This is a genomic window from Kitasatospora paranensis, from assembly GCF_039544005.1.
GTDB classification, from domain to species: Bacteria; Actinomycetota; Actinomycetes; order Streptomycetales; family Streptomycetaceae; genus Kitasatospora; species Kitasatospora paranensis.
Map to the genome: position 1 here is coordinate 4,608,969 of NZ_BAABKV010000001.1, position 18,513 is coordinate 4,627,481.

The 18,513-nt window shown below is 72.8% G+C and carries 16 protein-coding genes, 1 tRNA gene and 1 pseudogene; 9 read left to right on the forward strand and 9 right to left on the reverse strand.

Annotated features, from left to right (window positions below):
• Positions 1-39 precede the first annotated feature (39 nt).
• The 4 genes from ABEB13_RS22240 (at position 40) to purM (ending at position 3,890) form a co-directional block, all read left to right on the forward strand.
• The gene (locus ABEB13_RS22240) at positions 40-696 is read left to right on the forward strand and encodes a diacylglycerol kinase (RefSeq protein WP_345706909.1); all 657 of its coding nucleotides are present in this window, start codon (positions 40-42) and stop codon (positions 694-696) included.
• The gene (locus ABEB13_RS22245; protein WP_345706910.1) at positions 693-857 is read left to right on the forward strand and encodes a hypothetical protein; all 165 of its coding nucleotides are present in this window, start codon (positions 693-695) and stop codon (positions 855-857) included. The genes ABEB13_RS22240 and ABEB13_RS22245 overlap by 4 nt, the downstream gene beginning before the upstream one ends.
• A 219-nt stretch (positions 858-1,076) precedes the next feature.
• Positions 1,077-2,654 (forward strand): amidophosphoribosyltransferase, encoded by a 1,578-nt coding sequence (gene purF, locus ABEB13_RS22250; RefSeq protein WP_100889093.1) that lies wholly within the window; start codon positions 1,077-1,079, stop codon positions 2,652-2,654.
• A gap of 150 nt (positions 2,655-2,804) precedes the next feature.
• Complete coding sequence (gene purM / locus ABEB13_RS22255) at positions 2,805-3,890, forward strand: phosphoribosylformylglycinamidine cyclo-ligase (protein ID WP_345706911.1); 1,086 nt, start codon at positions 2,805-2,807, stop codon at positions 3,888-3,890.
• Between the two features lie 129 nt (positions 3,891-4,019).
• On the opposite strand, the gene ABEB13_RS22260 is transcribed toward purM, so the two are convergent.
• Both ABEB13_RS22260 and ABEB13_RS22265 read right to left on the reverse strand, forming a co-directional pair.
• Positions 4,020-4,265: a DUF3073 domain-containing protein gene (locus ABEB13_RS22260; protein ID WP_345706912.1), complete on the reverse strand. Its 246-nt coding sequence runs from the start codon at positions 4,263-4,265 to the stop codon at positions 4,020-4,022.
• A gap of 411 nt (positions 4,266-4,676) precedes the next feature.
• A complete protein-coding gene (locus ABEB13_RS22265) occupies positions 4,677-5,792 on the reverse strand; it encodes a Glu/Leu/Phe/Val dehydrogenase dimerization domain-containing protein (RefSeq protein WP_100889090.1) in 1,116 nt (371 codons plus the stop codon).
• A gap of 214 nt (positions 5,793-6,006) precedes the next feature.
• On the opposite strand from ABEB13_RS22265, the gene ABEB13_RS22270 reads away from it, so the two are divergent.
• Positions 6,007-6,918, forward strand: coding sequence for a DUF8083 family protein (locus ABEB13_RS22270; protein ID WP_345706913.1), 912 nt, complete (start codon positions 6,007-6,009; stop codon positions 6,916-6,918).
• Between the two features lie 524 nt (positions 6,919-7,442).
• On the forward strand, positions 7,443-7,649 hold the full coding sequence (gene bldC, locus ABEB13_RS22275; RefSeq protein ID WP_014137253.1) for a developmental transcriptional regulator BldC: 207 nt from the start codon (positions 7,443-7,445) through the stop codon (positions 7,647-7,649).
• Between the two features lie 347 nt (positions 7,650-7,996).
• Here bldC and ABEB13_RS22280 read toward each other — a convergent pair.
• Together ABEB13_RS22280 and hrpA are read right to left on the reverse strand one after the other, a co-directional pair.
• Positions 7,997-8,070 (reverse strand) — tRNA-Asp (locus ABEB13_RS22280).
• A 127-nt stretch (positions 8,071-8,197) separates the two neighbouring features.
• Positions 8,198-12,164, reverse strand: a pseudogene (hrpA, locus tag ABEB13_RS22285) (ATP-dependent RNA helicase HrpA).
• A gap of 149 nt (positions 12,165-12,313) precedes the next feature.
• Here hrpA and ABEB13_RS22290 point away from each other — a divergent pair.
• From ABEB13_RS22290 to ABEB13_RS22300, 3 genes are all read left to right on the forward strand, one after another.
• Positions 12,314-13,114, forward strand: coding sequence for a class I SAM-dependent methyltransferase (locus tag ABEB13_RS22290; RefSeq protein ID WP_345706914.1), 801 nt, complete (start codon positions 12,314-12,316; stop codon positions 13,112-13,114).
• 103 nt (positions 13,115-13,217) lie between these two features.
• Positions 13,218-13,562, forward strand: coding sequence for a WXG100 family type VII secretion target (locus ABEB13_RS22295; protein WP_345706915.1), 345 nt, complete (start codon positions 13,218-13,220; stop codon positions 13,560-13,562).
• 45 nt (positions 13,563-13,607) lie between these two features.
• Positions 13,608-14,753, forward strand: coding sequence for an NlpC/P60 family protein (locus ABEB13_RS22300; RefSeq protein ID WP_345706916.1), 1,146 nt, complete (start codon positions 13,608-13,610; stop codon positions 14,751-14,753).
• Positions 14,754-14,865: 112 nt separating this feature from the next.
• Here the strand turns inward: ABEB13_RS22300 and ABEB13_RS22305 are convergent, their stop codons facing one another.
• The 5 genes from ABEB13_RS22305 to ABEB13_RS22325 form a co-directional block, all read right to left on the reverse strand.
• On the reverse strand, positions 14,866-15,378 hold the full coding sequence (locus ABEB13_RS22305) for a hypothetical protein (protein ID WP_345706917.1): 513 nt from the start codon (positions 15,376-15,378) through the stop codon (positions 14,866-14,868).
• 127 nt (positions 15,379-15,505) lie between these two features.
• Positions 15,506-16,222, reverse strand: coding sequence for an oxygenase MpaB family protein (locus ABEB13_RS22310; RefSeq protein WP_345706918.1), 717 nt, complete (start codon positions 16,220-16,222; stop codon positions 15,506-15,508).
• Entirely contained in the window at positions 16,219-17,469 is a 1,251-nt protein-coding gene (locus tag ABEB13_RS22315; protein WP_345706919.1) for an MAB_1171c family putative transporter, read from the reverse strand. Before ABEB13_RS22315 ends, ABEB13_RS22310 begins: the two co-directional genes overlap by 4 nt.
• The gene (locus tag ABEB13_RS22320) at positions 17,462-17,926 is read right to left on the reverse strand and encodes a hypothetical protein (protein ID WP_345706920.1); all 465 of its coding nucleotides are present in this window, start codon (positions 17,924-17,926) and stop codon (positions 17,462-17,464) included. Before ABEB13_RS22320 ends, ABEB13_RS22315 begins: the two co-directional genes overlap by 8 nt.
• A 92-nt stretch (positions 17,927-18,018) precedes the next feature.
• Positions 18,019-18,486: a helix-turn-helix domain-containing protein gene (locus ABEB13_RS22325; RefSeq protein WP_345706921.1), complete on the reverse strand. Its 468-nt coding sequence runs from the start codon at positions 18,484-18,486 to the stop codon at positions 18,019-18,021.
• Between the last annotated feature and the right edge of the window lie 27 nt (positions 18,487-18,513).

Consider the following 18,513-nt stretch of genomic DNA (forward strand, 5'->3'; position numbering starts at 1 on the left):
GGCTCTTGCACCGAGAGATTACCTGAGGAAGGACCGGTCGTGTCGTCCCTGTCCACGCCCGCATCCCGCCCTGACGAGCCCGGGGGAAGGGATCCGTTGCTGGTCGTGGTCGACCCGGCCGCGAGCCGGGCCGACGGCGAGTCCGTCCGGATCGCCAGGGACGTGCTCTGCGGAGGCGCGGACACCAAGGTCGCGCTGCCCGAGAGCCAGTCCGAACTGGACCGGGTGCTGTCGCACCGGGGCCGTCGGCGACCGGTGGTGATCGGATGCGATCTTGCCGTGCAGCGGCTGCTCCAGGCCCTCCACCGGCAGCGTGACCTGGGCTCGGACCCGATCGGGGTGGTGCCGGTCGGCCGGCCCTCGGCGGTCGGGACGTGCCGCGGGCTGGGTCTCCCGGCCGAGCCGGTGGCGGCCGCCAGGACGGTGCTCGCGGGTGCGCCGCGCAAGCTCGACCTGCTGCTGGACGACGGTGGCGGGGTGGTCATCGCCGACCTGCGGGTCGCCGGGCAGGTACGCCGCGGCCCGCTGTCCCTGCGTTCGCTATGGGCGAAACTGGCTGCGCCCGACCAGGCGACCGGTACCGCCCCGGAGCAGCCCTGGCTGCGGGTCGAGGCGGACGGCCGGCTGCTCGCCGACGTCCACCAGCGGCTGCGGCTGCTGCGGGCGACCCCGCCGACGGCGGGTTGGAGCTGGTGATCGCCCTCGACGGGCGCTCCGAGCGGCTGCGGGTGACCACCCTGACCGTGACCGGCCGGGGCTTCGGCTACACGGCCGACGGGCGCACCGTCCACCCCGTCCGGCACCGGACGTGGACGGTCCATCCGGGGGCCTGGGCCCTGATGCTGCCCGCCGGGTGAGCAGGATCACCCCCGGCCTCCGGCGCCGGCGCCCGGCAGGCCGCCCCGGGTGTCCGCAGAGCGGGCGTGACAAGGGGGTGCGCGCCCCGGCCGAAAATCCCGCCCGGAAATGCCGGTCCGTGTAAGGGGTTTTGTCTACGCGCGTTGCCATCGCTTCGGCCAACAATCCCCGGCTCCCCTGTTCGGGGTGGCGTACGAAACTGCCCTAGACTCGAAGACGTGCCACGTGGTGACGGACGACTCAACCACGATCTTCTTCCCGGCGAGAAAGGCCCCCAGGACGCTTGCGGCGTCTTCGGTGTCTGGGCTCCCGGCGAGGAGGTCGCCAAGCTCACGTACTTCGGCCTCTATGCCCTGCAGCACCGCGGACAGGAATCCGCGGGCATTGCAGTGAGCAACGGCTCCCAGATTCTCGTCTTCAAGGACATGGGCCTCGTGTCCCAGGTCTTCGACGAGACCTCCCTGGGGTCGCTGCACGGGCATATCGCCGTCGGACATGCCCGCTACTCGACAACAGGCTCGTCGGTCTGGGAGAACGCCCAGCCGACCTTCCGGGCGACCGTGCACGGTTCGCTGGCCCTCGGCCACAACGGAAACCTGGTCAACACCGCCGAACTCGCGGCGATGGTCGCCGAGCTTCCCGGCGAGGAGCACGTCTCCCGCTCGGGCCGCACGGCCGCCACCAACGACACCGATCTGGTGACCGCCCTCCTTGCCGGGTTCCCGGACCTCTCCATCGAGGAGACGGCCCGGCAGATCCTGCCCAAGGTGAAGGGCGCGTTCTCGCTCGTCTTCATGGACGAGAACACCCTCTACGCCGCCCGCGACCCGCAGGGCATCCGCCCGCTGGTGCTCGGCCGGCTGGAGCGCGGCTGGGTGGTCGCCTCCGAGACGGCGGCGCTGGACATCTGCGGCGCCTCCTTCATCCGCGAGGTCGAGCCGGGCGAGCTCATCGCCATCGACGAGCAGGGCATGCGCACCTCGCGGTTCGCCGAGGCCAAGCCCAAGGGCTGCGTCTTCGAGTACGTGTACCTGGCCCGCCCCGACACCTCCATCGCCGGCCGCAACGTCCACCTCTCCCGCGTGGAGATGGGCCGCAAGCTGGCGAAGGAGGCCCCCGTCGAGGCCGACCTGGTGATAGCGACCCCGGAGTCCGGCACTCCCGCCGCCATCGGGTACGCGGAGGCCAGCGGCATCCCGTACGGCTCGGGCCTGGTGAAGAACGCCTACGTGGGCCGCACCTTCATCCAGCCCAGCCAGACCATCCGCCAGCTCGGCATCCGGCTCAAGCTCAACCCGCTCAAGGAAGTCATCCGGGGCAAGCGCCTGGTCGTCGTGGACGACTCGATCGTCCGCGGCAACACCCAGCGCGCGCTCGTGAAGATGCTCCGCGAGGCGGGCGCCGCCGAGGTGCACATCCGGATCTCCTCCCCGCCGGTCAAGTGGCCCTGCTTCTTCGGCATCGACTTCGCCACCCGCGCGGAGCTGATCGCCAACGGCATGACCATCGACGAGATCGGCCGCACGCTCGGTGCCGACTCGCTCGCCTACATCTCGATCGACGGCATGATCGAGGCGACCGCGCAGCCCAAGGACAAGCTCTGCCGGGCCTGTTTCGACGGCGAGTACCCGATGGAGCTGCCCGACCCGGCGCTGCTCGGCAAGCTGCTCCTGGAGGCCGAGCTCGCGGGCAGCCAGCAGCCGCCGGCCGTGCGCGGCAAGCCCACCAGCGACCTGGACGGCGTCCAGTCCCTGATCGGCGGCCACGGCGGTGCGGACGCCCTGCGGCGGCCGTAGGCCCATGCACCACCCGGGGGCGCGGAGGACTGCGCGACCGGATCCCTTCCCGGGGATCCGGTCGGATCGCGGTTCCCCGCGCCCCCGACGGTTTCTCCGCCCGTCCCCGAGTTTTTCCCGACCCCCATTGACCCGAGAGGGCCACAGCACGTGACCAGCAACGAGAGCGGCGCCACCTATGCCGCCGCAGGTGTCGACATCGAGGCCGGCGACCGCGCCGTCGAGCTCATGAAGCAGTGGGTGCGGAAGGCCAACCGCCCCGAGGTCGTCGGCGGCCTCGGCGGCTTCGCCGGCCTCTTCGACGCCTCCGCCTTCAAGCGCTACGAGCGTCCGCTGCTGGCCACCGCCACCGACGGCGTGGGCACCAAGGTCGCCCTCGCCGCGGCCATGGACAAGCACGACACGATCGGCCACGACCTGGTCGGCATGGTCGTCGACGACTTGGTCGTCTGCGGCGCCGAGCCGCTCTTCATGACCGACTACATCTGCGTCGGCAAGGTCGTCCCCGAGCGGGTCGCCCAGATCGTCAAGGGCATCGCCGAGGGCTGCGCGCTGGCCGGCTGCGCCCTGATCGGCGGCGAGACCGCCGAGCACCCCGGCCTGCTCGGGCCGGACGAGTACGACGTGGCGGGCGCCGGCACCGGTGTGGTCGAGGCGGACGCGCTGCTCGGCGCCGACCGTGTCCGGGCCGGCGACGTGGTGATTGCAATGGCCGCCTCCGGCCTGCACTCCAACGGCTACTCGCTCGTCCGCCACGTGCTGCTGAACCAGGCCGGCTGGTCGCTGGACCGCCGGGTCGAGGAGTTCGGCCGCACCCTGGGCGAGGAGCTGCTGGAGCCGACCAGGATCTACTCGCTGGACTGCCTGGCGCTCACCCGCGCCACCGAGGTGCACGCCTTCTCGCACGTCACCGGCGGCGGCCTCGCGGCCAACCTGGACCGGGTCATCCCGGCCGGGCTGCACGCCCGCCTGGACCGCGGCACCTGGACCCCGCTGCCGGTCTTCCAGACCGTCGCCCAGGTCGGCCGGATGCAGACCCTGGAGATCGAGAAGACCCTCAACATGGGTGTCGGCATGGTGGCCGTCGTGCCGCCGACGTCCGTGGACGTGGTGCTGTCGATCCTCGAGGACCGCGGCGTCGAGGCCTGGCTGCTGGGTGACATCGTCGAGCGCACCGACGAGCACACCACCGGTGCCGCCCTCTACAACGCGTACGAGGGCTTCGACCTCGCCTGACCGCAGAGCCCGCCGGGCGGCCGCCCTCCGGGGCGGCCCCCGCGGGCGGCGGCCGGCTCCGACCGGGTGCGGACACGCCGAAGACCGGCCCGTCGCTCCGGGAGCGTCGGGCCGGTCCGGTGTCGGAAGTCAGGCGCGGCGGCGGGACTGCCCGCTGTCGGCCGAGTCCTCGTCCTCGTCCTCGTCGGCGTAGAGATCCGCGTACGCCGCGTAGGGGTCGTCCTCGTCCTCTTCCTCGATCGGCTCAGGCTCGATCGCGGTGGACGGAGATACGCCCAGCTCATGAGACAGACGGTTCGCGTCGAACCCGCCGCTGTTGTACTTCAGCTCGCGGGCGACCTTCGTCTGCTTGGCCTTGGCCCGGCCGCGCCCCATGGGTCGACCCCCTCAACGATGGGGCTCACGGCCCCGAGTCTGACACGTGTTCATGATCAGGAGCGGCCTGCCCGAAGTGGGAGAGCCGTCCCTTGGAGCATCAACGGTACCTGTTTCCGCCGCCGGACGGTACGTCGCGAGTGTGACGTGGCGCGCACTGTCGACCCCCGAAACCAGGTCTTTCCAGGTCACGGGAGGTTTATCGGGCTTCTGCAGGCTGCCCGGAGCATTCCCGGGCCCGTCGTTACGGTTCCGATTATCCCTCGCGAGGGGGCTCGGTATCGCCCGATCGGGCTACCAAGTGAGAATCCGGTTCCACATTGTGATGCGGAGGGGCGCGCAGGACCCGCGCACCCCTCCGCACCACCCGCGCCGGACCTGCGCGGACGCAGGCCCGGCGCGGGCCGGAGGTCAGAAGCGCCGGGTGCCGGGGAGCAGGATCGAACGCAGCGCGCTCACTTCCCGCATCCGCTTCTCCGCGAGGCGGTCGGCCGCGACCGCGGGCGGCACACCGTCGGCGGTGGCCCGGGTGAAGATCTCCAGCGTGGTGTCGAAGATCTTCGTGGCCTTGTTCTTGGCGCGCTCGAAGTTGAAGCCCTCGATCTCGTCGGCCACCTGGATCACGCCGCCCGAGTTCACCAGGTAGTCGGGCGCGTAGAGGATGCCGCGATCGGCGAGGTCCTTCTCCACCCCGGCGTGCGCCAGCTGGTTGTTGGCCGCGCCGCAGACCACCGAGGTGCCGGCCGCGCCGAGCGCGCCGACGGTGTGGTCGTCCAGCGCGCCGCCGAGCGCGCAGGGGGCGTAGACGTCCAGCTCCGCGTGGAGCAGGGCGGCGGTGTCGGCGACCACCTCGACCTCGGGGTGGGCGGCCCGGACGCGGTTCACCGCGGCCTCGGAGACGTCCGTGATCACGACCGTGGCGCCGTCCGCCACCAGGTGGCCGACCAGGTAGTGGCCGACCTTGCCGACGCCCGCCACGCCCACGCGGCGGCCGCGCAGGGTCGGCTGGCCCCAGCGGGCCTGCGCGGAGGCGCGCATGCCCTGGAAGACGCCGAAGGCGGTGAGGATGGACGAGTCGCCGGCGCCGCCGTTCTCCGGCGAGCGGCCGGTCACGAACTGCGTCTCGCGGGCCACCACGTCCATGTCCTGCACGTAGGTGCCCACGTCGCAGGCGGTCACGTAGCGGCCGCGGAGCGACTCCACGAAGCGGCCGTAGGCACGGAGCATCGCCTCGTTCTTGTCCTTGTTCGGGTCGCCGATGATGACGGCCTTGCCGCCGCCGAGGTCCAGCCCGGCGAGGGCGTTCTTGTAGCTCATGCCGCGGGAGAGCCGCAGCGCGTCCTCCAGCGCCTCCTCCTCGGTGGCGTACTGGTGGAAGCGGGTGCCGCCGAGGGCCGGGCCGAGGGCGGTGGAGTGGATGGCGATGATCGCCTTGAGACCGGTGGAGCGGTCGTGGCACAGGACGACCTGCTCGTGCCCGTCGCCGGGCTCGCCGTCCTGCCCGGTCGCGAAGATCCTGCCGAGCACTCCTGGTGCGGGGTGCACTGCGGACGCGGTGTGTACGTCGGTCACTGTGGTGACTCCAGTATTTGTGGGCCCGCGGCTGTGGTGCGGGCGTCTGATCGAAGCCTAGTCCCGGGCCCGCGCGCGGATCTGCCCCCTGACGGTCCCATGGGCATAACGACGGGGGACCCCCTGCGGCACCCTCCCGGCGGCCGCCGCCGCGTGCGACGATGCCGGGGTGACCGCCGTGCGCACTTCGGTGCTCCCGCCCTACGCCGCCCAGCTGCGGGTGTACGAGCCGCTGGCCGCCTACCCGGAGCCCGAACGGGCCCGCTGGCAGGCGTACGCGGCGGAGCACGGCCCGGACGCCGACGGGACCGCGGAGGCGGTCGCCGCGGCCGCCCTGGCCGAGCAGCGCAGGGCCCTGGCGGCGCTGGCGGGCCGGACTCCCGGCGCCCTGCCCGAGCGGGAGAGCGAGCGGGCCCTGGTGCGCGTGGTGGACCGGGTCACCTACGTCTGCCCGTGGACGGAGCGGCTGCGCAGCTGGCAGGCGCTGGACGAGTTGCGCGAGGCGCTGCCGGCCTTCCTGCTGGACACCGTGCTGCCGCCGGCGGTGCGGGCCGCGGCCGAGAGCGACCAGGCCCGCTGGCGGGCCGCGCACCCGGATGCCCGGCCGTGGATCCTGACCTCCCGTTGGGAGGTGCCCGTCCGGTGGTGCCTGCCGTTCGGCGAGGAGGACCGCAGGTTCGTGCCGGCCGCCCCGGCGGGCGGCGAGGGGCCGGCCGCCCCGGCGGCCCTCTTCTACCTGACCTCGATGGCCCAGGCCCGGCGCCGGGTGGCCCGCGGGTACCGTGCACTGCGGGCGGCGGTGCCTGCGTCGGCCCAGGGCCCGGGCGGCGCCCTGGTCGCCGGTGTGGAGCAGATCGGCCGGTGGCTGGAGGAGTTCCACCCGCGGTCGCTGGTGGAGCTGGACTACGGCGGGCTGGTGCACCTGCTGGGGCCGCAGCGGCTGGCCGCGGAGCGCTCGGTGGCGGTGGTGGAGGCGGGGGTCGTGGCGCTGCGGGCGGGCGACACCGCGGCGGCCCTGCGGGCGTACGAGTCGGTGACGGCGCGTTGGCGGCGGGTGCTGGCCCTGCGCCAGGCCAGCTGACCGCCGAGCTGACCCGGGGTCACCCGCGAGGGGTGGGGCTGTCGGTGATCGGGGTAAGGATGGGTAGGGACGTTCGGTCCTGATCCGGCGCCGGAGGTCCCGGTTCGGGTCAATACCTGCCGAACGTGACACTACTCACCGTTGACGCGAACTTACCCCTATATGCAAAAATGGGACAACCAGCCCAAGTTCCACCTGGTGTGTCCTCCTCTGGGTGCATCTGTCGGTAGTGCGCGCTTTGCGGGGAAAGGGAGGGTCTGGTCATCTCGTAACCGAATGTCACGCTTGCGTGACTGTCCGTTATGGGACGGTCCGTGGCCATCCGTCAGCCTTGAACCCCCGAGGGGCCAATTTAGGCGGTTTGGCCGATGGGGCTGGACGGATGGTGTAGTTGTAGACACCAGGACAAGCCGTTCGTCCTATAACCGACTCGGCTCGTGTGTGCCATTTCGGGCATCGCGGGTCAAGGTGCAGAATTTGAAGGATAGAACCGCCCTGGTTCGGTTCTCCCGAGGAGGCCGCTCATGACCGCTCGTACCCCTGACGCCGAACCTCTGCTGACGCCGGCAGAGGTCGCCACCATGTTCCGCGTGGACCCGAAGACGGTCACCCGCTGGGCCAAGGCGGGCAAGCTCACGTCCATCCGCACGCTCGGCGGGCACCGCCGCTACCGCGAGGCGGAGGTGCGTGCTCTGCTGGCCGGTATTCCGGCTCAGCGCACCGAGGCCTGAGGGCCTCAGCTGCTTTCCTGAAGGGCCGCATCCCTGACTCCGCCGGGTCGGGGATGCGGCCCTTCAGCATGCCGGAATCCACGATTCCCGTTGGTGCCCGTGGGGGTGGGGGGAATTACCGGGAATACATGTGCAATTTTACATATTAAATTTCGATGCCCCGGAGAGGGGTGCGGAGTGTCCGATCTCAAGATGGGATAAGTGACTACCGTCACGCTCCCGTTATCTTGTGGTCTAGACCTAGCTCGGTGTAGTGGGCTGAGTACCCGTCACTGCCCGGCGATGCTCGGAGGCCAAGACGGAGAGAGGCCCGGAACCTGACGGCTCCGGGCCTCTCTCCTGCACTGCGATCCCGACGGGACTTGAACCCGCGACCTCCACCTTGACAGGGTGGCGAGCTAACCAACTGCTCCACGGGACCAGAGATTTCTGATCCGTTCGCCTGCTCTCGCCTGCGAACAAGACAGATCGTACTGCATGCGGGGCCCCCAGGTCGAACCGGCTCCCGCCGCCCCGGCCCGGGGTGTCGCCCCCGGGCCGGTGACGGGTCAGAGCGCGGCCGCGGCGGCCTCCATCGCCTTGAGGATGCGCTTCTCCGAGACCGGGGCCGGCGTGCCCAGCCCCTGGGCGAAGAAGCTGACCCGCAGCTCCTCGATCATCCAGCGGATCGCCAGGATCTCCGCGGACGGCTGCCGCCCCGCCGGCACCCGGGCCAGCAGCTCGCCGTACGCCTGCTGGACGGCCTGCACCCGCTGCAGGTGCTGCGCGTCCCGCTGCGGGTGCTCCGGCAGCGCCTCCAGCCGCCGCTCGACCGCCAGCAGATAGCGCTTCAGGTCGGGCAGCCGCTGCCAGCCCGCGCCGGTGACGAAGCCCGGGTGCACCAGCGACGCCAGATGCAGCCGGACGTCGTTCACCGCCGACAGCAGCACCGGGCTGGAGACCGACTTCAGCCGGGTGGACGCCCGGTGGAAGGCGATCAGCGCGGTCGCCGTCTTCAGCGTGGTGTCGGCCGACAGGTCGTACAGATCGGCCCGCACCTTGTCGTACAGCGCGGTGAAGGCCGCCTCGTCCCAGGCCGGCCCGCCGTTCAGCACCATCAGCCGGTCGACCGCCGCCCCGACCACGTCCTCGAAGAGGGCCAGGATCGAGCCGTGCGGGTTGTACGACAGGGCGAGCTTCGCCTGGTTGCCCAGCCGCCCCTGGATCGCCTTGGCCGGCGAGGTCACCTGGAGCATCAGCAGCCGGCGGGTACCCGCCCACATGGCCTGCTCCTGGGCCTCCGGGGTGTCGAACAGCCGGACGGACACCGAGCCGGTCTCGTCGACCAGCGCCGGGTAGGCCCGCAGTGAGTGGCCCCGGGAGCGCTGTTCGAAAGTCCGCTGCAGCACCGGAAGCCCGGCCGGCCAGGCCTGCAGGCCGCTCTGCTCGATGCCGCGGCCCTCCGCCGCGCTGGACAGCGTCGCGGACAGCTTCGGCTGGAGGGCGCGGCGCAGCTCCTCCAGGTCCTTGGACTCGGCCAGCCGCTTCTTGCCGTCCACCACCCGGAAGGTCACCTTGAGGTGGTCCGGCACCCGCTCGTCGTCCCAGGCCTCCGGCGGGACGGTGACGCCGCCCAGCCGGTGCAGGATCCGCTCCAGCGTCGGCAGCAGGGGCTCCTGGCGGTCCTTCACCGCGCGCAGCGCGGCGGCCGCGTAGTCCGGCGCGGGCACGAAGTTGCGGCGGATCGCCTTCGGCAGCGAACGGATCCAGGCGGTCACCAGCTCGGCCCGCAGGCCCGGGATCTGCCAGTCGAACCCCTCGTCGGTGACCTGGTTGAGCACCGGCAGCGGGATGTGCACCGTCACGCCGTCCGCGTCGCTGCCCGGCTCGAACTGGTAGGTCAGCCGGAACCGCAGTTCGCCCTGCTGCCACGTGTCCGGGTAGTCCGCCTCGGTGACGCCGCCCGCCGAGTCGTTGATCAGCATCGACTTCTCGAAGCTGAGCAGGTCCGGCTGCTCGTGCCGGGCCTTCTTCCACCAGGAGTCGAAGTGCCGGGTGGAGACGATCTCCCCGGCAGCCGGGCGTCGTAGAAGTCGAACAGGGTCTGGTCGTCCACCAGGATGTCCCGGCGCCGGGCCCGGTTCTCCAGCTCCTCGACCTCGCCGAGCAACCGGCGGTTCTCCGCGAAGAACCGGTGGTGGGTCTCCCAGTCGCCCTCCACCAGCGCGTTGCGGATGAACAGCTCGCGGCAGAGCTCCTGGTCGATCCGCCCGTAGTTCACCTTCCGCTGGGCGACCACCGGCATCCCGTACAGGGTGACCTTCTCGAAGGCCATCACCGCGCCGGCCTTCTTCTCCCAGTGCGGCTCGCTGTACGACCGCTTGATCAGGTGGCCGGCCAGCGGCTCCACCCACTCGGGCTCGATCTTCGCGTTGATCCGCGCCCACAGCCGCGAGGTCTCCACCAGCTCGGCCGACATCACCCAGCGCGGCGGCTTCTTGAACAGGCCCGAGCCGGGGAAGACCGCGAACCGGGCGCCGCGGGCGCCGCCGTACTCGCGTTTCTCCACGTCGAACAGGCCGAGGTGCGAGAGCAGGCCCGACAGCAGCGCCTGGTGGATCCGGTCGGCGTCCGGCTCGGCGTCGTCCCGCGGCTCGTCGATCGTCACGCCGAGCTGCTTGGCGACGGTGCGCAGCTGCACGTAGACGTCCTGCCACTCGCGTATCCGCAGGTAGTTCAGGAACTCGGACTTGCACATCCGGCGGAACGCGGAGGAGGACAGCTCCCGCTGCTGCTCCCTCACGTAGCGCCACATCGCGAGGTAGGAGAGGAAGTCCGAGGTCTCCGAGGTGAAGCGGCGGTGCCGGTCGTCGGCCGCCTGGCGCTTCTCCGCGGGGCGCTCTCGCGGGTCCTGGATGGAGAGCGCCGCGGCGATCACCATGACGTCCCGGACACAGCCGAGGCGGTCCGCCTCCAGCACCATCCGGGCCATCCGCGGGTCGACCGGCAGCTGGGCGAGCTTGCGGCCCAGCGGGGTCAGCCGCTTGCGGTGGTCCTTCTCGGCCGGGTCGAGCGCGCCCAGCTCGTGCAGCAGGTTGACGCCGTCCTTGATGTTCCGGGAGTCCGGCGGGTCGAGGAACGGGAACGCGGCGATGTCGCCGAGGCCCGCGGCGGTCATCTGGAGGATCACCGAGGCCAGGTTGGTGCGCAGGATCTCGGCGTCGGTGAACTCCGGCCGGGAGAGGAAGTCCTCCTCCGAGTACAGCCGGATGCAGATGCCGTCCGAGGTGCGGCCGCAGCGGCCCTTGCGCTGGTTGGCGCTGGCCTGGCTGACCGCCTCGATCGGCAGCCGCTGCACCTTGGTGCGGTGGCTGTAGCGGGAGATCCGGGCGGTGCCCGGGTCGATCACGTACTTGATGCCGGGGACGGTCAGCGAGGTCTCGGCGACGTTGGTGGCGAGCACCACCCGGCGGGAGTTGGACCGCTGGAAGACCCGGTGCTGCTCGGCGGAGGACAGCCGGGCGTACAGCGGCAGGACCTCGGTGAACTTCAGCTTCATCCGGTTCAGCGCGTCCGCGGTGTCGCGGATCTCCCGCTCGCCGGAGAGGAAGACCAGGACGTCGCCCGGCCCCTCGGCCTGGAGCTCCTCCACCGCGTCGCAGATCGCCTGGATCTGGTCGCGGTCCCGGTCGAGCTCCTCCCCTCCTCGGCGTCGTCGTCGAGGACCGGGCGGTAGCGGACCTCGACCGGGTAGGTGCGGCCGGAGACCTCGATGATCGGCGCGTCGTCGAAGTGCGCGGCGAACCGCTCGGGGTCGATGGTCGCGGAGGTGATCACGACCTTGAGGTCGGGCCGGCGCGGCAGCAGCTGCTTGAGGTAGCCGAGCAGGAAGTCGATGTTGAGGCTGCGCTCGTGCGCCTCGTCGATGATCAGCGTGTCGTACTGGCGCAGCTCGCGGTCGGTCTGGATCTCGGCCAGCAGGATGCCGTCCGTCATCAGCTTGACCAGGGTGTCCGGCCCGACCTGGTCGGTGAACCGGACCTTCCAGCCGACGGCCTCGCCGAGCGGAGTCGCCAGCTCCTCGGCGACGCGCTCGGCGACGGTGCGTGCCGCGATCCGGCGCGGCTGGGTGTGGCCGACCAGGCCCTTCACGCCGCGGCCGAGCTCCAGGCAGATCTTGGGGATCTGGGTGGTCTTCCCGGAGCCGGTCTCGCCGGCGACGATCACCACCTGGTGGTCGCGGATCGCCGCCAGGATGTCGTCCTTCTTCTGGCTGACCGGCAGCTCCTGCGGGTACCGGATCTCCGGCACGGCCGCCCGGCGCTGTTCGACCCGGAGCTCGGCCTTGGCGATCTCGGCGGCGAGCTCGCCGGCGATCTTCTGCCGGGCCTCCGGGCTGCGCACCCGCCGGCTGCCGTCCAGCCGCCGCCCGATCCGCTGCTGGTCGCGGAGCATCAGCTCGGGCAGCCGGGCGGCCAGATCTCCGACGGTGGGGGCCTCGGAGGGCTGGGCTACGGGAGAACTCACTGCGGGCATCCCTCTAGGTTCGCAAGGAGGTACGGGCGGGCGCACCTCGGTTTTCGAGCCCCTCCAGTGTCACAGCCCCGGGCGGTGAACGGCGAACGGCCCGGCCTATGCTCGCCCGGGCGTTCCGGAGAGGCCGGGAGCGGACGGAGGGCGGGGCCGTGGCGGGGGAGTTCGACGCGCACGAGCGGGAGATCTGGGCGGGCCGGGCCGAGGCGTACGCCAGGACGTTCGCGGGGCTGTGCGCCGCGGCCGTGCCGGAGCTGGTCGCGGCCTCGGGCGCCGCCGGGGGCACCGACCTGCTGGACGTGGGGACGGGGCCGGGGACGGCGGCCGCCGCCGCGCTGCGGCTCGGCGCCCGGGTCACCGCGGTGGACGCCGAGCCGAGCATGGTGGCGCTGGCCGCCGCGAACCTGCCGGCGGCGACGGTGCGGCACGCCGTGCTGCCTGAGCTCCCCTTCGCCGACGCCTCCTTCGACACGGTGGTGGCCAACTTCGTGCTCAACCACGTCGAGGACCCGCGCGCCGCGCTGGCCGAGCTGCGCCGGGTGACCCGGCCGGGCGGCCGGATCGCGGCGACCGTGTGGGCATCGTCCGCGAACGGCGTGATGAAGGTGTTCGGCGACGCCCTGGACGCGGCCGAGGTCGAACGTCCGGTGTTCCCGACCCTGCCGGTGGACTTCCCGCGGACGCCCGAGGGCTTCGCCGGCCTGCTCGCGGAGGCCGGCTGGACGGAGGCGTCCGGGCGGGAGCTGCGCTGGACGCACCGGGTCGGGGCCGAGGAGTACTGGCGCGGGGCGGCCGACGGGGTCGCCACCATCGGCCGGGTGGTCGCCGCGCAGCCGCCGGCCGGGGTGGCGTCGATCAAGCGGCACTACGACCGGCTGGCGGCCGGGCTCACCGGGCCGGACGGCCGGCTGGCGCTGGCGGCGGCGGCGGTGCTGGCGGTGGGGCGCCGCTGAGCGGGCCCGGTCGGCTGCGGGGGTCTCCCCGGTCGACCGGGGGTCGGATAGCCTTTTGACCGACTATCAGCCTGGAGTTCGAAGAAGTCACGGGGGATCGGCTGTGGGACTGTGGGACGACGTCAAAGACCTGGGAAGCGCCGCGGTGAACGTCGCGGAGGACGTCTTCTGGGCTCCGACCAAGATCACCCACTGGGTGCTCACCAAGATGTTCGGCGACCCTGACGCCGAGCTGAACAAGTACGCCGCGGAACTGGCGCAGATGAGCAAGGAGGTGGAGGAGTTCGGCAAGGAGATCGGCGCCGCACTGAGCCACCTCACCTGGCACGGGCCTGCCGCCGACGCCTTCGTCGGGCACGCCCAGGGCCGGGTGAAGGAGCTGAACACCGTCTCCGACGAGCTCGCCGACCTGGGCAAGGCCATCAAGTCGCTCGCCGACGCCTTCTGACCTGACCTCACATCCGCATCCGCACCGTACGAGGGGAAACGGCCCGTGGCCGACCAGTTCGGAGTCCAGCTGCAGGAGCTGGCCAAGATCCAGAGCGACTTCCAGAAGATCAACCAGCGGATGACCGCGATGAGCCAGCAGGTCGAGGCCATCAAGTCGGCTGTCGGCAAGGCTGCCGCCATGGACCTGGAGGCCGGGATGCTGCCCGGCGTCGGCAACTTCCTCGCCGTCGCCTTCGACGTCGCGTACAAGGTCAAGACCATCAAGGAGAAGGCCGACGCGCTGGCCGAGACCAAGAAGCAGCTCACCCAGGACATCGCCGAGGACGCCCAGAAGATCAAGCAGGTGATCGCCGAGTACCAGGCCATCGAGAAGAAGATCAAGGACGGCCTCGGCAAGATCACCGGCGGTGGTGAGAAGACCCCGCCCGCCCCGAAGGGCGACGGCGGCCACACCGGGATCGACAGCGCCGGTGGCGGAGGCCAGGGCGGTGGCGGACACGGCGGCGGCAGCCAGGGCGGTGGCGGCGGCCACGGCGGTGGGCACGGGACGCCGGACTCCCCGAGCACCGGCACCGACTCGTCGGGCAACGACGGCTCGGGCATCACCAGCCACCCCGGCGGCAAGCACGACGGCCCGAAGATCAAGGACCACAGCAACGGCGACTGGTCCACCAAAATGATCAACGGCAAGGGCTGGGACGACTGGAGCCCGACCCACAAGTGGCACCCGCGCAATGGCGGCGGCGCCGGTCCGCTGGCCCAGCCCAAGCTGGACGGCGTCTCCGACGAGCGCAAGGCGATGGTCGAGCGCGCCATGGAGCGGGTCAACCGCAAGCTCGGCTACAGCCAGGGCGCCGAGACCAACGGCTACCGGGTCGACTGCTCCGGCTTCGTCTCGGCCGCCTGGGGCCTCGACAAGCCGGGGACCAGCACCGGCCCGCTGATCAGCGAGAGCGGCGGCTTCGCCCACCACATCGCGAAGGGCTCGATGCAGCCGGGCGACGCCATGGTCGTCCACCACACGTCCGGCGACCAGGAGCAGCACGTGGTGCTGTTCGGCGGCTGGGCGGACGCCCAGCACACCAAGATCATCGTGCTGGAGGACAGCGGCAGCCGGGGCTGCGTCTCGCGCGAGGCGCCGCTCTCCGCCTTCGCCGAGTACACCGCCATCCGCAAGAACGGCATGTAGCCGACGGCCGGAGCACCCCGCGGGCCCCGGCCGGTGCCGGGGCCCGCGGGGTGCTCCGGGAAGCCGGCTCGCGAACGCGGGGGTTACGGGGGAATGCCGCTGGCGCCCCGTCTCAGGCGGGCCGGCCCGCCGTGAGCGAGTCGCGCAGGGCGCGCAGCCGGTCGGCGGGGGCGCCCAGCCCGCTGAGACCGTGCCGGGCGTCCTCGGCCCGCGGCGCCGGCCGTGGCGCGAAGGCGAGGTTCGCCGACTGGTGCAGCATCCACTGGTGGTACGCCACCAACCGCACCGCGAGCTCCCGGACGCCCGCCAGCTCACCGCCGGCGGGCAGCGCCTGCAGCCACCCCGCGTACCGCCCGTAGCGGACGGCCAGCCGCCCGAGCTCCTCCGCGAGCGCGGCCGGAGCCGGCCCCGGCTCGCCGCAGGCCGCGATTGCCCGGTCGGCCGCCGGCTGCTCGGCCACCGCCGCGTCCAGCACCGCCAGCAGGGCGGCCGCCTGCTCCTGCGGACCGAGGAGCGGATCGACGGGATCGGACGCCGTCCGGGCGCCGCTCCTGCCGAGCCCGCCCGCCAGCCGGCGCAGGACCGCCGTCCGGCGGCGCCGGGGTGCTGCCGGGGCTGTGGACACGGGCCACCTCCGGGGCCGGGAGCCCGGCCGCGGACCGCCGGCCGCACGGCTGCGGCCGATCCCGTTCCGCACGCCCGGTGCGCCCGGCATGCAGTTCCAGTGTGCTCCCGCGGCCGTCCGTCCGGCGTCAGTCCCGGTCGGCCCCGCCGCGGCGGCGGGAGCGGCGGCGCAGCGCCACCGCCGTGAGCGCCCGGACGGCGAGCGGCGGGCGCCGCACGCCGAGTGCACCGCGCAGCGGCCCGTCCAGCAGGGCGGCCGCGATCCGGGCAGCCAGCGGCTCCGGCAGACCGGGGAGCCGGGCGGTCAGCAGGCCCAGGGTGGCCGCCCACAGCGCCCGGCCCTCGGCGGAGGGCCCGAACCGGGCCCGTTCGAAGCCGGCCATCCACGCCTCGGTGCCCGGCAGGTCCCGGCCCGGCGGCTCGGGCAGTCCCAGCGCGGCCGCGAGCTCCCGGTGGAAGGCGTACGCGGCGTCCCGTTCCGGACGGGTGGCCGGCCGCCGGCCGTGGCGGTCGACGAACCGCAGCGGACAGACGGTGAAGCAGGCCAGCACGTAGTGCATCAGCTCGGGCGTGATCCCGGGCCGGTCGTGGACGGCGCGCAGTGCGGCGACCACCGGCCGGCCCGCCGCGCTGTCCGGGCCCTCGCCGATCAGGGTGAACATCGCGGCGCCGGTGGCCTTGGCGCGGGCCCCGGGAGCCCCGGTCATCCGGCCGGTGGCGTGCAGCACGGTGGCGATCTCCGGCACGCCGAACGTCCGGACGAATCCCAGGGTCAGCCCGAGCCGGGCCTCCTCCGGCATCGCGGCCAGCACCAGCCGGGCGTACGCGTCGCGGTGGGCGGTCATCCGGTCGCCGGTGCACCGAGGCCGGCGGCGTCCAGCGCCTCGGCGGTGAGCAGCCCGTCCAGGCGCTGCGCCACCCGGACGAGGTGGGCCCGCTCGTCCGCCGGGTCGGCGTCCAGCCCCGGCAGCACCGCCTGCTCCTCGCGCGGCCGGGGCGGGCGACCGGAGTCCAGGGCGGCGACCGCCGACCGCAGGGCCGCCGCGACCACCAGGGCGGCCCGCTCGGAGTCGTCCAGGACCTCCCGCTCCGCCGTCCGCGCGGCGGCACGGACGACCGCCGGGTCGACCCAGGGCCGGAGCGTCAGTTGCCCGTCCCGGATCTCCAGGGCGCGCCGGACGGTGCGCCACTCCAGGTCCCGCAGGGCGACGCTGTCCCGCCAGGCCGGCGGCGGCGTCTCCAGCGCGAGCCGGCGGTCGGCCCGGTAGACGAGGTCCCACAGTGGCCGCAGCGCCCGGTAGTCGCGGCGGCGCCGGCCCCAGGCGGCCGCGGCCGGCCCGGCGAACCCGGCGGTGATCAGTACGGCGCCGACCGCGGCGAAGGCCGGGCCGAGCGCGGTGCTCAGCCAGTCCAGCCGGGCCGTCCCGGCGGCCACGGCCGTGATCGCGACGGTCTTGCACAGCACGTACCCGCAGGCGGTGACCGACCCGTACGCCAGCAGCCGGATCCCGCGGCGCAGCGGGCCGACCGGCAACCGGGCCGCGTGCCGCAGGCAGACCCGGCCGATGTCGATCAGCGCGAACGCGAACTGCCCCTGGTACAGCACGAGGAAGCCGGCGATCGCCGGGAGCCGCGCGAAGTCGGTGTCGAAGGTCAGCGGTGTCTCCGGCGCCGCCGCGCCGCCCACCGCGAACAGCACGGCCATCGCCGGGGCCACCACCGCGAAGACGGCGAGCCGCCGCCGCACGCTGCGCCGGGTGCCGGGCGCCGACACGTCCCACACCAGGGCGCCGGTGCGGTCCGGGGGCGGGGTCCAGATCAGTGCCAGCACCACGGCGGCCGCGGAGAAGCCGGTGATGCCGAGGTAGACCAGCAGCGTCGCCAGGTTGCCGGCCCCGGTCAGCCGGTCGACCAGCCGGTAGACCACCGGCGCGGCCAGCAGGAACGAGGTCGCCGGCGCGGCCACCGCCGCCGCCACCACCAGCAGCCCCGCGGACGGGTCCCGGCGCCAGGCGCGGAACTTCAGGACGGCGACCAGCCAGGCCACCGCTCCGATGCCCAGGTAGACGGCGTCGAAGGGCGGTTCAGACATGCTGCCCCTTGCGGTGCTCCAGGGCGGGGGCCAGCTGGGAGGTCGTTCCGGCGCCCGGTGCCAGCACCAGGAGCCGCAGCAGCTCGGCGCCGAGCACCTCGGCCTCCTCCTCCGCCGCGTCGTCGTAGTGCGAGCGGCCGAGCACCAGGCGCAGCACCTCCGGGTCGAGGGCCTCCAGCTGCACCAGGGCCGGATCGTCGGGCGGCGGGGGCTCGGCCAGGTGGCCGCGGAGCAGGTGGGCCAACTCGTGGCAGACGATGTGGGCCCGGTGCAGGCCGGAGGTCTCCTGCTCGACGTGGACGACGTCCTCGTCGGGGAGCCGCTCCACGAAGCCGGAGGGTTCGCCGACCCGCATCCGGCGCGGCGCCAGCCGCACCGGTCGGCCGATCCGTTCGGCGACCACCGCGCAGAGCTCCTCCACGGTGCTCATCGGCGGCAGGTCGAGGTGCCTGGCCACCGCCCGCATCCGGCGGCGGGTCCCTCCCACTCCTCGCACGTGCGCCCCTTCGGGAAGCCGCCAGTGGCCCAGCGGCGTCTGCTGCGGACCGGTCACGTCACCGGGCCGCCGTCCTCGGGCAGTCCGACCGCCCGGCGCAACTGTTCCACGACGGTGAGGGCCGCGTCCTGCATCTCGGGCGGCAGCCCGGCGGCCCGCATGGCGATCCGCTCCACCCGGGCGTCCCGCAGTGCCTCGATCTTCTGCAGGTCGCGCTCGACGGCACGGGCGGTGGCGCCGTCGTTGAAGTAGTCGAGCGGGACGCCGAAGAGCGCCGCGATCTTCACCGCGTTCTCCAGGCTGGGCTTCTGGGTGCCCTTGCGGAGGTTGCCGATGTACGTGCCGCTGAGCCCGGTGGCCGCGGCTATCTCCGAGTCCCGCCAGGGCCGGCCGAGTTCTCTCGGGTAGATCACCGCGATCAGGCGTCGGAACCGGGCGGCGAAGTCGGCGGAGCCGGGTGGGGCCCCCTCCTCGCCGGGCGGGATGCCGGAAGCGTCCGGGCGTGCGGGGTCCGTGGCCATGGGCGGATCATAGAACGAGCTGACACG

Excerpts from the sequence above, each read along its gene's own strand:
- ABEB13_RS22260 (WP_345706912.1), bottom strand. The coding sequence starts at position 4,265 with ATGGGGCGCGGCCGGGCCAAGGCCAAGCAGACGAAGGTCGCCCGCGAG.
- ABEB13_RS22325 (WP_345706921.1), bottom strand. The coding sequence starts at position 18,486 with ATGGCCACGGACCCCGCACGCCCGGACGCTTCCGGCATCCCGCCCGGC.
- bldC (WP_014137253.1), top strand. The coding sequence starts at position 7,443 with ATGACCGCTCGTACCCCTGACGCCGAACCTCTGCTGACGCCGGCAGAG.
- ABEB13_RS22310 (WP_345706918.1), bottom strand. The coding sequence starts at position 16,222 with ATGACCGCCCACCGCGACGCGTACGCCCGGCTGGTGCTGGCCGCGATG.
- ABEB13_RS22315 (WP_345706919.1), bottom strand. The coding sequence starts at position 17,469 with ATGTCTGAACCGCCCTTCGACGCCGTCTACCTGGGCATCGGAGCGGTG.